This is a genomic window from Agathobaculum sp. LCP25S3_E8, from assembly GCF_052117165.1.
GTDB lineage: Bacteria > Bacillota > Clostridia > Oscillospirales > Butyricicoccaceae > Agathobaculum.
Map to the genome: position 1 here is coordinate 1 of NZ_JBQKJR010000002.1, position 14,162 is coordinate 14,162.

General features: G+C 50.6%; 15 protein-coding genes. 4 read left to right on the forward strand and 11 right to left on the reverse strand.

Going from position 1 to position 14,162, the window contains the following annotated elements:
* Positions 1-135: 135 nt before the first annotated feature.
* On the reverse strand, positions 136-408 hold the full coding sequence (locus ACTQ34_RS01130) for a transposase (protein ID WP_412270935.1): 273 nt from the start codon (positions 406-408) through the stop codon (positions 136-138).
* A 546-nt stretch (positions 409-954) separates the two neighbouring features.
* Between ACTQ34_RS01130 and ACTQ34_RS01135 the strand changes: the two genes are divergently transcribed.
* The 4 genes from ACTQ34_RS01135 to ACTQ34_RS01150 all read left to right on the forward strand — a co-directional run bounded on the left by ACTQ34_RS01135 (position 955) and on the right by ACTQ34_RS01150 (position 2,605).
* Entirely contained in the window at positions 955-1,119 is a 165-nt protein-coding gene (locus ACTQ34_RS01135; protein WP_441362268.1) for a hypothetical protein, read from the forward strand.
* A 19-nt stretch (positions 1,120-1,138) separates the two neighbouring features.
* Complete coding sequence (locus ACTQ34_RS01140) at positions 1,139-1,192, forward strand: hypothetical protein (protein WP_441362261.1); 54 nt, start codon at positions 1,139-1,141, stop codon at positions 1,190-1,192.
* 97 nt (positions 1,193-1,289) lie between these two features.
* On the forward strand, positions 1,290-1,634 hold the full coding sequence (locus ACTQ34_RS01145; protein WP_441362099.1) for a hypothetical protein: 345 nt from the start codon (positions 1,290-1,292) through the stop codon (positions 1,632-1,634).
* Between the two features lie 374 nt (positions 1,635-2,008).
* A complete protein-coding gene (locus ACTQ34_RS01150; protein ID WP_441362262.1) occupies positions 2,009-2,605 on the forward strand; it encodes an ATP-binding protein in 597 nt (198 codons plus the stop codon).
* Between the two features lie 509 nt (positions 2,606-3,114).
* On the opposite strand, the gene ACTQ34_RS01155 is transcribed toward ACTQ34_RS01150, so the two are convergent.
* From ACTQ34_RS01155 to purB, 10 genes are all read right to left on the reverse strand, one after another.
* Complete coding sequence (locus ACTQ34_RS01155; RefSeq protein WP_441362100.1) at positions 3,115-4,392, reverse strand: DnaB-like helicase C-terminal domain-containing protein; 1,278 nt, start codon at positions 4,390-4,392, stop codon at positions 3,115-3,117.
* Positions 4,393-4,426: 34 nt separating this feature from the next.
* Positions 4,427-5,731 carry an ATP-binding protein gene (locus ACTQ34_RS01160; RefSeq protein ID WP_441362101.1) on the reverse strand — a complete coding sequence of 435 codons (1,305 nt, stop codon included), beginning with the start codon at positions 5,729-5,731 and terminating at the stop codon, positions 4,427-4,429.
* 16 nt (positions 5,732-5,747) lie between these two features.
* On the reverse strand, positions 5,748-7,112 hold the full coding sequence (locus ACTQ34_RS01165; protein ID WP_441362102.1) for a Mu transposase C-terminal domain-containing protein: 1,365 nt from the start codon (positions 7,110-7,112) through the stop codon (positions 5,748-5,750).
* Positions 7,112-7,468, reverse strand: a complete 357-nt coding sequence (locus ACTQ34_RS01170; RefSeq protein ID WP_441362103.1) for a hypothetical protein — start codon at positions 7,466-7,468, stop codon at positions 7,112-7,114. The genes ACTQ34_RS01165 and ACTQ34_RS01170 overlap by 1 nt, the downstream gene beginning before the upstream one ends.
* A gap of 2 nt (positions 7,469-7,470) precedes the next feature.
* On the reverse strand, positions 7,471-7,854 hold the full coding sequence (locus ACTQ34_RS01175; protein ID WP_441362104.1) for a hypothetical protein: 384 nt from the start codon (positions 7,852-7,854) through the stop codon (positions 7,471-7,473).
* Positions 7,855-7,995: 141 nt separating this feature from the next.
* The gene (locus ACTQ34_RS01180) at positions 7,996-8,313 is read right to left on the reverse strand and encodes a hypothetical protein (protein WP_441362105.1); all 318 of its coding nucleotides are present in this window, start codon (positions 8,311-8,313) and stop codon (positions 7,996-7,998) included.
* 229 nt (positions 8,314-8,542) lie between these two features.
* Positions 8,543-8,998 (reverse strand): transcriptional regulator NrdR, encoded by a 456-nt coding sequence (gene nrdR / locus ACTQ34_RS01185; protein WP_441362106.1) that lies wholly within the window; start codon positions 8,996-8,998, stop codon positions 8,543-8,545.
* A 112-nt stretch (positions 8,999-9,110) separates the two neighbouring features.
* Positions 9,111-9,902 (reverse strand): sugar phosphate isomerase/epimerase family protein, encoded by a 792-nt coding sequence (locus ACTQ34_RS01190; RefSeq protein ID WP_441362107.1) that lies wholly within the window; start codon positions 9,900-9,902, stop codon positions 9,111-9,113.
* 128 nt (positions 9,903-10,030) lie between these two features.
* Entirely contained in the window at positions 10,031-12,409 is a 2,379-nt protein-coding gene (gene secD, locus ACTQ34_RS01195) for a protein translocase subunit SecD (protein WP_441362108.1), read from the reverse strand.
* A gap of 84 nt (positions 12,410-12,493) precedes the next feature.
* The gene (purB, locus tag ACTQ34_RS01200; protein ID WP_441362109.1) at positions 12,494-13,924 is read right to left on the reverse strand and encodes an adenylosuccinate lyase; all 1,431 of its coding nucleotides are present in this window, start codon (positions 13,922-13,924) and stop codon (positions 12,494-12,496) included.
* Positions 13,925-14,162: the final 238 nt, after the last annotated feature.

Genomic DNA, 14,162 nt, shown 5'->3' on the forward strand with positions numbered 1-14,162 from the left:
GACGCCTGTTCCGCTTTTCCCTGTTTCTCAGCCAGCGGTAATAGCCGGATTCGCTCAGGCACAGGACACGGCACATCTCCTTTGCCGTGTAGACGCCCTTGCGTTCGACTACGAACAGGTGCCGCTCACACGCTTTTACTTCTTGCGGTCTTTTGCGAAAAAACCGAGTGCATCCTTGAGAATGTCGTTCGCGGTGCGAAGCTCGGCATTCTCCCGTTCAAGTTCGCGGATGCGAATTATCTGCTCCTCCGCGCTCAGCGGCTTCGCGGGCGGTGTATTCCGGCGTATGCTGCGCCAGTCCGCCAGCGTGAAGTATGCGATGCCGAGCTGCTGCGCGGCTTTCTTTACGCCGATCTCATCCGACAGCTTCAGTGCTTCTTCCTTAAATTCTTTGCTGTAACGTTTCATTGCGATCCCCTCCGTCTCTGTTCGTTCAGTTTAACAGATTTTTGGGGAATTTGCGACTGCACTTACAGGGTACTACTCCATAGCATGACTAGAGTTGAAGGGTAATACGGCAACAATGGCTTTTTCCCGAAATCCAATCCATATAATCCCCCCTATTATGACATTCATCATAATAAGATTATATATCCAAATGCAAAATCAGGCATTATCATAAGTTAATTTCTTACATTTTCAATCAACATCTATATTCTTTACACAATAGGTCTCACACGCTTGCTCCTAATTTCATTCTATAAGCAAATGTGATGACTCAACGCTATACCATTCCTAATATGTTTATTGATATCCGACCAATCGCCTTCCGAACCAATCATGTCAGCAAAATCGCTTTTATAATCCGCCGCATGCTTTGCAACATACAGTTTGCCAATCTGATAGTACAAATTATTTACGATAGCGTATCATCGAGGATCTGTTGACAAAGTCCTCATTCTGCAATCCCTATGATTAATAGGAATCAAGTAGGAATCAAGGGAGGCATTATGCATGATGGGACGACAGAGCGGACAAATGAGCATGATGATCATGGATTTATCCGAGTTGATTCCAAGCAATCATTTGCTGCAAAGAATTTCACGAGTCATTTCATTCGATTTTATTTATGATATTTTGCAGCCATATTATCCCCTCAAACGGTCGCCCATTCATTGACCCTGTGAGTATGTTTAAAATGTTGCTGGTTGGGTACTTGTATGGGATTCAATCAGAACGTCGCTTGGTTTAGGACATCCCGTTAAATTTGCGTATCGGTGGTTCTGTGGTTTTGCGCTTGCAGATAAAATTCCGGATCACTCTACGTTCAGTAAAACAAGACTGTGCAAGTGGAACGAAGGTCAGTTGTTTCAACAGGTGTTTTGGAAATCGTCCGACGCTGTGTACAGAGTGGCTTGGTTGACGGAAAGGAATTGGCAGCTGACGGGACATATCTGCCAGCAAATGTTTCCAAAGATAGCTGGATTGAAACCGAACTGGAAACGGCATTGAGCATGCAGAGTTATCTGAATCGCTTAGACGAAGAGTTCTTAAAACAGCCCGGTTTTAAAAAGCCACCGACTAAGACGATCAAAAAGCGTCGCACTACCAGCAAAACTGCTCCAGACAGCGGCTGCATAAACCACGGAAAAAAGAGTGGCATTGGCTATTTGATGGAAACGACTGTAGACTGAAAGTACGAGATTCATAACAGGTGTAGATGTATAACCCAGCCAACGAAAAAGAGCGCTTACTGGTTTTACGACACTTAGAGCGACAGATTAAAAATGGGGTTCCAATGCAAAGCATTGCATTGGATCGCGGCTACAATACCGGTGCTGTTCATCGCGGTCTGGAACTACTGGGTATTACGAGATACATTCCAGCTATTTGCTTTTCCAATTTTATAGGTTATATCTGATAAAATCTTTATAATTTCCATTTTTTCAAGTGCACGGATTATTGTGAGAACTAACCGATCACAAAAAGAGGCGACTGCGCTATAATTTTATGCGAACGCTATAGGAACCGGATTCGGCCGTTTATCGGCAGCGATCTCATCAAGGTGATGACAGGCATGCGCCGCAGCGGCAAGTCGGTCATGCTGGAACTGATTCGGGAGGAGCTGCTTTCCAACAGGGTTTCCGCCGAGCACTGTATCACGATCAACTTTGAAGATATGCGCAACAGCCATCTGTGTACGCCGCAGGCACTGCATGACGAGATCCTCCAACGCACTGCCGGAATGGGCGGCAAGGTCTATCTGTTCTTTGACGAAATCCAAGAGGCGGACAGCTGGGAAAAATGCGTCAATTCCTTCCGCGTGGAAATGGATTGCGACATCTATATCACCGGCTCCAATGCGAAACTGCTGTCCGGTGAGCTGGCCACCTATCTGGGCGGACGATACGTTGAATTCGTCATCTATCCCTTTTCGTTTGAAGAGTTTATCCAGTTGTATCACACGGTATTTCCGGAAGCGACGCCTGCTCAGTGCTTCCAGAAGTATCTGACTGCCGGCGGCATGCCCTATCTGTCCAACCTGCACTTTGAAGCAGAACCCTGCAGGCAATATCTGACCGACCTGTTTAACTCGGTGCAGCTCAAGGATATTGTCCGGCGCGGCAAGATACGGGACGTCCTGTTGATGGATGCGTGGGCATAACGTAAAATCGGTTCTCCCCGATCTGCCTGATCTTTACCTTGCATTTGTAACAGAAAAGGTTGATTTCATTTCCATGACAAAAACCCGCCATTCTGGCGGTTTTTTCGTGTCCAAACAGCCACTTGGACTTGTCTCGCAAAACACCTGTTATTTTTCACACTCGATCATAGCCTGCTTCTACACGCATACATTTACAACAAGGGTATATTTATTGACATCATTGCATAATGCCCGCCGGAGGGTGTTGTAATATCACATTCCGGCATGCTTAACAAACGATGGACCATTTCTAAAGGGGCGCGCAGATCCGTTCCACACCAAGCCCGAAAAATCAATCAGAGTTATTCTTGTATCAATCATTATTACGTGCATACTAACCGCCAGATCGCAGCGCACTGAGCATGCCGCAAAACAAAGTAAAATCGAGTATTCTGAAAAAGCTTCTGATACCGTTTCAGTTGCTCGAGCAGATTGGCTCCATTCACAATCGTCTCATTTAGGAGCTGTCCCTACCAGGCCGATAAATCATCGAGGCAACGCACATTGTCCTTTGGATCAACAGCAATTACAAAAACCAGTTTCTTTCCTTCTGCTCCTGCTAATTGTGCTGCTACTGCGTAAGATGCCCAACTCGTTCCCTTGGAGAAATTATGATACAATTCCGACAGGCTGTCCTTTCGATCCACAATAATCTTGCCGTTAGGACGCATATAATCTCCCGGCATACCGGAAATCGGTACTACACAAATATGATTTTCTTCGCAGTACTGATTCATCAGAGAGTTTTTCTCCTGCGTATCTGCCAACAGTACCGGATACGGAGAATAATTTGCAAGAGCCACCGCATGATTCACACTATTGCTTCCCTTCCCCCAATGATCCGTTGCGATACAAAAATCCTTAGCCATCGGTTGATATGCATCCGGCGGATAAACTCTTTTTACCCGTGGAAACCAACGTCCCTGATACCGGCTCGATTCTACATCCGTCCAGACCCAGCGCCCTTCTCCGTGTTGCGGAGAAGGGTTACCCGCCTGAGCTGGTTCGGTGATTGCTGTCAAGAACGCTTGCAACGCTTTTTTACCATATTTTCGATCAATGCGCTGTGAAAAGATCCACTGTCCGGTTTGAATATACTTATTCGTAGCCCAATCTGCATTTTCTCCATTTCGATTTTTTACAACGACCAATTCGCATGAGACAGAACCATCCTTATTCTTTCTGTCGGGACCATCCAATCCCATTTCTGCTGCAACTTTCATACGCTCCTTGTCAGACAATCCATCCAATTTATGCATCCCCTGCCTCTGTAAACCAATCAATACCGCAGTATCATATTCAATTTGACCCGTTTCTATAACGATCGACTTTTTAATCGGCTGACCGTAGGTTAAACGGTTGAGGCTGGAAATACAAACCACTGCAACGTTCAGCTCTTTGTAAATCCGCTGGAGCGCATTCAAATTCTTTTCAACCGTCTGGCGCTCACTATTTGTTACGTCTTTATTCACAAGCCGCTGCAAATAGTCAATCATAACTACCAAACGGCCTTCGTTCAACTGCTCGTTTTCCTTATAGCATTTCGTTATTTCGTAAATTTCTGACGCCGTGAAAACATCATCGATAATATACAGATTTCTCTGCTCATCATCACCAACGTACTCCATCTCCTCCAGCTGAGACCGCAGTACTTCTGGAATATCGCTCCATTTCTGATTTTTATTTAACGCATTTACCAGTTCCTCCGCCCAGCATTCAGATGGTACCGCATGATTACTCTGTACCATAATTCGTCCGGATATAGCTGCGGAAAGAAGCCGATCATGGCAATCCCCTCTCTATCAATCCCAAGTTCTCCATGCCCTGTACGGTTTTCTCTGTCTCCTGCTTGCGCTTCCACAGTTCAATCAAATCCAGATTGTTTCTGATTACGGCTTTGCGTCCACGAGGGTTGGCGTACAGACGAGGCACTACCTGCGGCTTACCCTGTGTCAGCTCATCCTGTCTCGACTGCTCCGGAAGTGCGGCTGGCTCGCTCACAACCTCGGACACCGTAAAATCCGAAAGCGATATTCCGGTTGGAAACTTCTTGGGCACACTCAGGTTGAGCAGCTCAATGCCCTGTTTGAGCAGCTTTTCATCCATCTGCTCTCGCTCGGCTTGAATGGTCTGGGCCTGTCCCTGCTGGAAAATCTGCATAATGTAAGACGGAATCCCGCCGGAGTGGTCATAGATCAGATTAGCCACACGGTCGGTAAGCGGCATGTACTTTTCTGTGATCTGAAACTGCCAGATCTGTTCGAGAAACTGACGATATCCTGCATCCGGACGTAAGGGCAAAAGCCGAAGTCCACGGGTACGGCGCTGCAAATGCTCCTGCCGACAAAACAGCTGTTCTGCTTCCGAGGTCCCGATAAAGTAAATGCTGGTGCATGTTTCGTTGACCAGCTCCACCAGAAACTTGATGAGCGGTCTTACCTGCTTGTTATGTACCGCCGTCTGAATGGCGTTCTGGATCTCATCGACCACGATCACACCAACCGCATGGTTCAGGCAGATGATTTTCACCTGCGTCACCAGCGCACTGGCAGACAACCGGCTCTGTTTGGCAGCAAACCGAAAATACTCCGAACCGATCGCACGGTCCACGGCTGCAATGATGCTGTACGCCAGTGTTTTCACCGAGCAGTCGGACGGGCACTCGACAAACAGATGCAGGATCTGCTTTTTGTAGAACGGCTTGCCGTTGTATTCGCTGTGCGTCACGCACTGAGGAATGAGGGACAAGCACCGCCGGACCGTGGAGCTTTTGCCAACGCCGGGAACCCCCAAAATCGAACCGCTTTCTGCCTCTGTTGCGAAGCTGGAAACGCTCTCCTGCCGCAGCCCCTGTATCTGGCGTATCGTGTCCAGCATGGTTATGGTCAGATAGGTGGTGCGAATTGCGCGAAGCAGCAGATCATAAACCGTGTACATGTAATCCATCGGCACAAACAGCTCACCCACTTTGGCGATGCGGTTGGTCATCGGCACACCTGCAAAATCGGGTGTACTTTTGATTTGCTGTACGAAGTCCGATTTGCTCAGTTCTTCGGGTACGCTGTCCAGATAGGGATTGTCCGACATGGTGCTTTCCTCCTTTTTATCGTTTGGTTGTGATAGTCTGGATGTCCCGCATCAGATCGACCCGCGCCTGTACTTCGGCTGCGTCACACTGCTGCTTGGCGTTCTGCTCTGCGTTTCGATACTGCTGTGCTTCTGTAAGATACAGTTTTCGATACCGTCGATCTGCTTTGGTCAAGGGTAGCTGCAAATATTCACCGTCCTGAATCAGATACAGCAGGTCAGTACGTTCCGGGTCGTATGCCACTGTTACCTTGCTGTTCCTCAGCTTTTCCAGCAGACTGCGAAAGGCCAGTGCTCCATAGTGGAAGCCACGGAACCGAACCCCATGTCGATCTACGGTAACTTCTCCCTGTGAAAGGGCCAACATGGAATATTCCTGTTCCTCTAACGCCAGAAGAGTGCTCCGTCCCATCTCGGCAAACCAGTGCCACAATCCAGAAGCCGTCGGGGTCACATGATCGCACAACATCTCGTCTGTAAGGGTATAATTTCTCAGCACCCTTGCGCTGTTGAGATAAACGACCGTATGGATCAGCAGCTTGATGTAATCGTTCATGGTGAGCGACGCCTGCTTGCGGTAATCGGTCGCCCAGCGTTCCTGTGCGTCCGCTTCAATCATGCCCTTACCACGAAGGGCTACGGTGTAATGATTCTGAATCAAACTGAAACTCTTTTCCACCAGCCCCTTCTGATCCGGACGGAACGGTGGCAGACTTTCACGTTCAATGCCGTACCGTTTACAGAGTGCGTCAATTCGAGACCCACAAAACTCCCGGCCACGGTCTGTAACGATCTCTCCCGGCAGTCCTGCGCTCGGCCATTGGTCTGCGGTGATCGTGATGCCGTACTTGGCACAGAACTTCACCTTGTCCTGCGCAGCGTTGGCTATACAGTACAGCACCGCCTGCTCTCCAGCCTCCATGCCTGCGTAAAATCCGGCGATCAGACCGGTAACCGTATCGACTGCCAGATACAGGTTCGGTCTGCCGATCACGGTGTTTGGGTCAAGACTGGACACCAGATAAAGGTCTCCCTGTGTGGCATCCATCTGATAGCAGCCGATCTGACTTTTCCAGTTCTGCGCGTTGCCGAACAGCATCCGGTGGTTGCGCTGGTAGTTGGTCAGCCCCTCCCTGCTGATCTGTTTCTGGCTGCCCTTGTGCAATCCGTGAGAATAGTAATACTGCCGGAAGCTGTGCCATGTAGGGTGACCCTCCAGCAGCTTGCCGTTATCGTCTGTGAAGTGCTCGAGCAGCATACAGTCGTAGACCGACCGCAAGGACGGACGCTTGGCTGAGTAGTACAGCGTTTCGATGGCCTGCCGATAGATTTGGAAAACCTCCGTATCGCTCTCCATATACCGTTCCCTCGGTTTTGGCATCAGGCTGTCCTGCGCCAGATACAGCAGGTACAGCTGGTAAATCCGTCTCGGCGTGGTATGGTGCTTTTCTGCGATCTGTTCGGCCAGCTCCTTCGCTGTCTGAGATTCGAAATGCAGTGCGGTTCGTCTATCATCGGTTGCAGCATGGCCAGTTTTTTTCGCTCCGATTCGGTTGGCTTACGCTTGCGATCTGTGCTTTGCAGATATCGTTTGGGAGCAGGCACGCGTTGACAGACCTCCATCTGTGCAGCAGACAGAAACTGCGGTCGCTGCGGGTTCTCGAACCGAATCACCCAGCAGCCGTCTGTTTCCTGTCGTAACACATGGTAGATCTCCTCCAGCACCTTGATAAACATTCTCATTCCTCCATTACCAATTTCCAATCCTCGATGCCCTGTGCTTTCCAGTACCGACGAGACAGCTCCAGCTTTTCCACATAGGCGCGCTCATGCAGCTTCCGTTTCAAGATCATCTCCCGGATGCCGATATGACCGTCTGTGAAGAACAAGCGGAAATTGCTTGTCCAGTCTGTAGTGAGATACGAGCCGCGGATGTCCACCCGATCAACCCGACTGAGAAAGGCGGTGTCCCAAGCGACGTTGACCTCGTAACCGCGAACATTCTCCCGTTCCTCTAACCATTTGGTGTAGTCTCGCGCACCGGTAGTGTGAACGCTGCACATTGCCTTATTCTTCTCACTGTAAAAGCGGATTTCCCTTGTCCGTTTGCCCTGCTTTTCCATGACGCACCCTCCTTTAATTCTTTAAATTACGCTGAGCTTTTTGCGTTTTCCCTTCAAAATCTCCGCATAAATCCATTATTTCTGAAAAATAAATTTCCGAACTTTTGACTATACAAACTCCCCTTAATCTAATGTTTCATTCTATAACTCATAACATTTCTGACTTTCCTTTTCTTCTATCCATATCGAAAATCCTTGCATAATTGCAATTATCCTTAAACTCCCTGTTATTATCCCTGCAAAAACAAGCAATTTTTCCGTAAAAAACGCACTTTTTTGGCTCTTGGCGCCGGATTTGCAACACAAGATCCGTCCAATATCTGTAAGGAACTGTAAACTCCGAATAATTATGTGATGCGAAATTCGGAACTTTTCTATGCTGAATACGCCCCATTTGCTCCATTCTCTTCCATTCCCAGCCCATTCCGTTCGATCTGCTTCAATTTCTCCCTTTTCCATTCCGTCTCACCTAAAACAGTCCGAAAATCTCTCTAAAATCGACATTTTTTCTTTTTGCCCGTTTTTCGTTTTCCCTCTTTTTGCAACTTTTCTTCCCTTTTCATCCCCCTTTTACCCAATAAAAAAAGACCCAAAGCACTTTCCATGCCTTGAGTCCTCGATCTTCTTTTCCCGGTTTATGCGCTTCTTTCCCGGACATTATGCCGGTTTTGTGAGGGATGGTGACAAATCACTTATCCTTAAGCAGGGTATTAAGTTCCTCCATAAAGGTATTGATATCCTTAAACTGCCGGTAGACCGAAGCAAAGCGCACATAAGCCACCTCATCGACCTTGCGCAGCTGCTCCATCACCAGCTCCCCAATCACTTTACTGGACACCTCAGTTTCCAGCGAGCCGAACACCTTTTGCTCGACATTATCCACGATTTGCTCGAGCTGAATGAGCGATACCGGTCGTTTTTCACACGCTTTCATAAGGCCGCCCAGCAGTTTCTGCCGGTCATAGGCCTGCCGTGTGCCGTCACGCTTGACCAGCATCAGCGGCATCCGCTCCACTGTTTCATAGGTGGTAAAACGCTTGAGACATTTGAGACATTCTCTTCGGCGACGGATACTCGTTCCCTCGTCAGTCGGTCGGGAATCGACTACCTTGCTGTCATCAAACCCGCAAAACGGACATTTCATTACGTTTCCCCCTTGCAAACCGGTATACAGTCCTGTATTTTCCCTTATTATACCACCGCTTGTGGTATAAAGTCAATCGACACACCCTAATCTGCGTCTCTCTTTTCCTGCTTCATACCGATGCAAACCGGCTTAGCGTGCGCACCGCACGTTCCAGCTCCTCCGGTACATCAAAGTTGGTTCGATAAACCTCAATAATGGTATGACCGTCATACCCTTTCATACGCAGCCGTGAAAAGAAATCCGCATAATCCATGATGCCTTCACCGGGCATTAGGCAACTTTGCTCAGAAGAGAAGTCGTTAATATGCACATTGACCAGCCGCTCCCCCATTGCATCCATGAATGCCTTCCAACTCTGTCCCGCGCGATACGCCTGTTTGACATCCAACGTATAGTGCAGCGCAGGCACATCGCGGTACAGAGCATGGATGAACGCCGGATCGCGCGACCGGCACCATGCGACATTTTCCTGGGCAAGCGTCACGCCGCAGGCTGTGCCGATTTCACAAAGCCGCTGATAAACCGCGCATTTGCGCTCCCAGTGGACCGGATCATCCTGCTGCCCCATATGGCGTTCCCCGTGAAAGGTCAAAAACCGCGCCCCCAGCGCCGCCGCGCACTCAAAATACCGCTGATACTGCATCAGTCCGTCCTCCGTGCGGCGCGCATAATCGGAAAACAGCAGCATTCCTTCCATCAGCGAAGTATAGGGATGCACGGATACCACGTCCAGTCCCAGACTGCGCGCCTGCGTCCCCAGGGCCTCATAAAAGCGCGGCTGAAATTCGCTTTCGGTATTGAAAAATATTTCAATTGCGCGCACACCCAGCCCGGCGATAATCGGCAGGGCCTCTTCCAGCGGCTGCGGATAGAAACACGCAGTTGACATTCCGATTCGCATGGCTTTTCTCCCTTCTTCTGCTATGATAGACAAACAACCCTTAGTTATCTTTGTTGTCTGTTTCTTTTTCCCTGTGTCAGACAAATCATGAAAGGCCGGGCATTTTGCCCGGCCTTTTTTCATCCGAATTAGATGCGCTTTTTGCGGAACTTCTTGCGGAAGAAGCCCCACAAGCTGGAGGACAGCATGATAGACGACCAAGCGCCCGCCAGAATGCCGACAATCAGCGGCAGCGTAAACTGCTTGAGCGACGGTACACCCAGAATATAGATCATGCCAACCGTGAACAGCGTGGTCAGCGAAGTATTGATCGTACGGCCCATGGTCTGCCATACGCTGCGCTCCGCCACCGCCTCAAACGGCTCCTTGCGCGCGGTGCGCAGATTCTCACGCACGCGGTCAAATACGATGATCGACGCGTTGATCGAGTAACCGAAAATAGTCAGCGCCGCAGCGATGAAGTTGGTGTCCAGCGGAATCTGCAGCCAGACATAGACCGACAGCATGATCAGCAGGTCGTGTACCAGGCAGACAATCGCTGCCAAACCGCTGGTCAGCTCAAAGCGGATGGTGATATAAATCAGCATCAACACAATCGCAACAATCGCGCACAGGAACGCAGCGCGCTGCAGGTCGGAACCAACCGACGCAGAAACGTCGTTGTTGTTGTAGATATCATCCTCGGTCAAACCATAGGTTTCCGTCATCTTTTCGATGACAGCCTCACGCTTCTGCGAGTCAATCGAGGTCGAACGAATCAGCACGTTCTCATTGTTATCGCCCGAAGAGGTGACAGAGGAAGCCTCCGTGCCGGTAACCTCTTTAAACAGGTCGCCAATCTCGGTCTGGAGATTCTGGTCGACCGCCTGATGCATTGCAAACTCCATTTCGGTACCGCCCGCAAAGTCGATGCTCAGGTTGAAGAAGTTCTGACCGAACGGCAGTAGAATCAGCGAAACCAGACCGGTCAAAACCAGCAAAATCGAAATGCCGCCGAAAATCTTGAAGTTCTTCAGAACCGCAAATCGCGGACGCAGCGCATGGTCGTTCAGGCCGTACGCCTTGGGGCTGCGGATGTGGAAATCCACCATGCGGTTGAGCAGGAAGTGGGTTACGGTCAGTGCCGTGAACATGGAAACGATAACGCCAATGCCCAGCGTGGTCGCAAAGCCGACGATCGTACCGGTGCCGAGGAAGAACAGAACCGCTGCTGCAATCAACGTGGTTACGTTAGAGTCCAGAATTGCGGTAAACGCACGCTTAAAGCCCGACTCGATTGCGCTCTTGACCGTCTTGCCCGCGCGCAGTTCTTCTTTAATGCGCTCAAAGATAACGACGTTGGCATCCACCGCCATACCGATTGACAAGATGATACCCGCAATGCCCGGCAGGGACAGGTTGACACGAATGAGGCTGAAGATCAGCGCTTCAATTACGATATAGAAGCCCAGTGCAAGGCATGCAACCAGACCGGGGATGCGGTAAACGATCAGCATGAACAGGCAGACCAGAAGCACGCCGATTGCACCGGCAATCAGAGAAGTGCGCATCGCGTCCGCGCCCAGCTGCGGGCCGACCGAACGCAGCTCCACCTGCGTCAGCGAGAACGGAATCTGGCCGGCATTAATCAGGTCAGCCAGTTCCTGTGCGCTTTCACGGGTAAAGCTGCCCGAGATAACACAGGAATCGTTGTCGATTTTTTCACTAACCGACGGATAAGAGATCACCTGATCATCCATGACGATAAACAGCTGATTCATGCCGTCGCCGCCGTTCGCCGTCGAACGAGCCGCCACCGATGCGGTAGCCTCAGCGAACTTTTCGCGGCCCTCGCTGGTGAACTGCACCTGAACATAGTGTTCGTCAGTCACTTCGGTACCGGTCGGCTTGCCATATCCGTAGGAAGCCTTGGCAATGTCCTCGCCGGTCAGCCATTCCTTGCCGTCCGCATCCATAAAGAGCAGTTGCGCGGTCGTACCGAGCGTCTGCACCGCCTCTTCCGGATTGGTGATCTGCGGAATCTCAACCGTCACACGATTATCGCCCGTCAGGGTGACGGTCGCTTCGGTAAAGCCCTTATCGGTCAGGCGCTGACGGATGACCTTCTGAACCGAGTTCATATCATCCGCCAGATTGGACATATCATAGCCGTCCGGAATCTGTGCTTCATACACAATACGCGAACCGCCAACCAAGTCGAGGCCCAGACGAATACCGTTTTCGGTGTCCAGCACACTCGGAATGATAGCCTTGAGAGAGTCCGCCGTCGTTTCTTCCGCTGTCTCCGCGGCTTCCTCCGTGGTGCTATCGGTCAATGTTTGATCCGTTGCGGTTTGGTTTGCCGTATCATCCGCAGTGGTGTCTGTCGTATCAGCGGTATCCGATGCCGCCGTATCCCGGAACGGCATCGTCCAGCCCCCCGGAATATACACACCTGTCACTGCGGTCACACCCAGGAAAATAATCAAGAGCATGACAGCAATGAAGGAAATCACACTTTTCTTCAATTTTTCTGCCTCCTTCGTTTTCTTTCACAGCTAGAGTAGTATACTGCGAAACTACTTAAAAGTCAACCTCAGCGCGCCGCATGCTTACAGGTTGATCTCCACGGTAACCTCTTCCCCCTCCAGATAAGGTGCAATCGCCGGACGGACGCACTCACTGAGGAACTCGTCCACCTGAGACGGGCAGCGGCCGATGTAAGCCGCCGGGTCCAGATGCTCGAGAATTTGCTCACGCGTCATGCCGAACATCGGGTCTGCTGCGATGCGATCAATCAGGTCGTTGTCCAGACCCTCTTCCTTAATCCGCTTACCGGCTGCCATCGAATGCTCACGGATGCGCTCATGCAGCTCCTGCCGGTTGCCGCCGCGCTTGACTGCGTCCATCATGATGTTCTCGGTCGCCATGAAAGGCAGTTCGTTCATCACATGCGCATGAATGACCTTGGGATAAACCACCAGACCGGATACCACGTTAATCATGATATTAAGAATGGCATCGACCGCGAGGAACGCCTCCGGCACGGAAATGCGCTTGTTGGCAGAGTCATCCAGTGTGCGCTCAAACCACTGCGTTGCGGAGGTAAAGGCTGGATTGAGGCTGTCACAGATGACGTAACGCGCCAGCGCGCAGATACGCTCGGAACGCATCGGATTGCGCTTATACGGCATTGCGGACGAGCCAATCTGATGCTTTTCAAACGGCTCCTCAATCTCCTTGAGATGCTGAAGCAGACGCAGGTCGGTAGCAAACTTGGATGCGGATTCGGCAATGCCGGCAAGCGTTGCCAGCGTCTGTGCGTCAATCTTGCGCGAATAGGTCTGACCGGATACCGGAACAACACCTGCAAACCCAAAATCGTCCGCAATGCGCTTTTCCAGCTCCTTGACCTTGGCTTCGTCCCCGTCAAACAGTTCCATAAAGGACGCCTGCGTGCCGGTCGTGCCCTTCGAGCCGAGCATGCGCAGGTTTTCGATGCGGTACTCGACCTCATTCAGATCCATCAGAAGCTCGTTCATCCAAAGCGTCGCGCGCTTGCCGACGGTAGTAAGCTGCGCGGGCTGGAAATGCGTGAATCCGAGTGTCGGCTGCACCTTGTGCGCATCCGCAAAGCGCGCGAGCTTGTCCAGCACAACCGCGAGCTTTTTGCGCACCAGCAGCAGGCCCTCACGAATCTGGATAATATCGGTATTGTCACCAACATAAGCGCTGGTCGCGCCCAGATGAATGATACCGGCCGCCTTGGGTGCGGCTTTGCCGAAGGTATACACATGCGCCATGACATCATGACGAACTTCCTTCTCGCGTGCGCGCGCGGTATCGTAATCAATGTCGGTCAGGTGGGCCTCCATCTCATCGACCTGTTCCTGCGTGATAGGCAGGCCAAGCGCCATCTCCGCCTTGGCAAGCGACACCCACAGACGGCGCCAAGTCGAGAACTTCATATCCGAAGAGAACACATACAGCATCTCGTCCGAAGCGTAGCGCGAGGACAGCGGGCTTTCATACACGTTATTCATGTCAGTCGTCCTTTCAACTCTATCTTTTTTTGATTGCAACAGCAAACGGTCAGACAATTATACAGCTTATTTATTTTAACACTGCACACGGCACATTTCAAGCCAAATCGCCCTGTTTCGCGCACATATTGTAACAATAAACAAAGAATTCTCCACCCCGCCCCGTGTATTTGACACGCCGCCGCGCCCTGTCGCTTGACGAACACAGAAACACATGCTATCATCAGGGCAGCAAGGG

Coding starts and splice junctions, on each gene's coding strand:
- ACTQ34_RS01130 (WP_412270935.1), bottom strand. CDS start 408: ATGAAACGTTACAGCAAAGAATTTAAGGAAGAAGCACTGAAGCTGTCG.
- ACTQ34_RS01135 (WP_441362268.1), top strand. CDS start 955: ATGATGGGACGACAGAGCGGACAAATGAGCATGATGATCATGGATTTA.
- ACTQ34_RS01150 (WP_441362262.1), top strand. CDS start 2,009: ATGACAGGCATGCGCCGCAGCGGCAAGTCGGTCATGCTGGAACTGATT.
- ACTQ34_RS01155 (WP_441362100.1), bottom strand. CDS start 4,392: ATGGTACAGAGTAATCATGCGGTACCATCTGAATGCTGGGCGGAGGAA.
- ACTQ34_RS01160 (WP_441362101.1), bottom strand. CDS start 5,731: ATGTCGGACAATCCCTATCTGGACAGCGTACCCGAAGAACTGAGCAAA.
- ACTQ34_RS01165 (WP_441362102.1), bottom strand. CDS start 7,112: ATGCCAAAACCGAGGGAACGGTATATGGAGAGCGATACGGAGGTTTTC.
- ACTQ34_RS01170 (WP_441362103.1), bottom strand. CDS start 7,468: ATGTTTATCAAGGTGCTGGAGGAGATCTACCATGTGTTACGACAGGAA.
- ACTQ34_RS01175 (WP_441362104.1), bottom strand. CDS start 7,854: ATGGAAAAGCAGGGCAAACGGACAAGGGAAATCCGCTTTTACAGTGAG.
- ACTQ34_RS01180 (WP_441362105.1), bottom strand. CDS start 8,313: ATGGAAAAGGGAGAAATTGAAGCAGATCGAACGGAATGGGCTGGGAAT.
- nrdR (WP_441362106.1), bottom strand. CDS start 8,998: ATGAAATGTCCGTTTTGCGGGTTTGATGACAGCAAGGTAGTCGATTCC.
- ACTQ34_RS01190 (WP_441362107.1), bottom strand. CDS start 9,902: ATGCGAATCGGAATGTCAACTGCGTGTTTCTATCCGCAGCCGCTGGAA.
- purB (WP_441362109.1), bottom strand. CDS start 13,924: ATGAATAACGTGTATGAAAGCCCGCTGTCCTCGCGCTACGCTTCGGAC.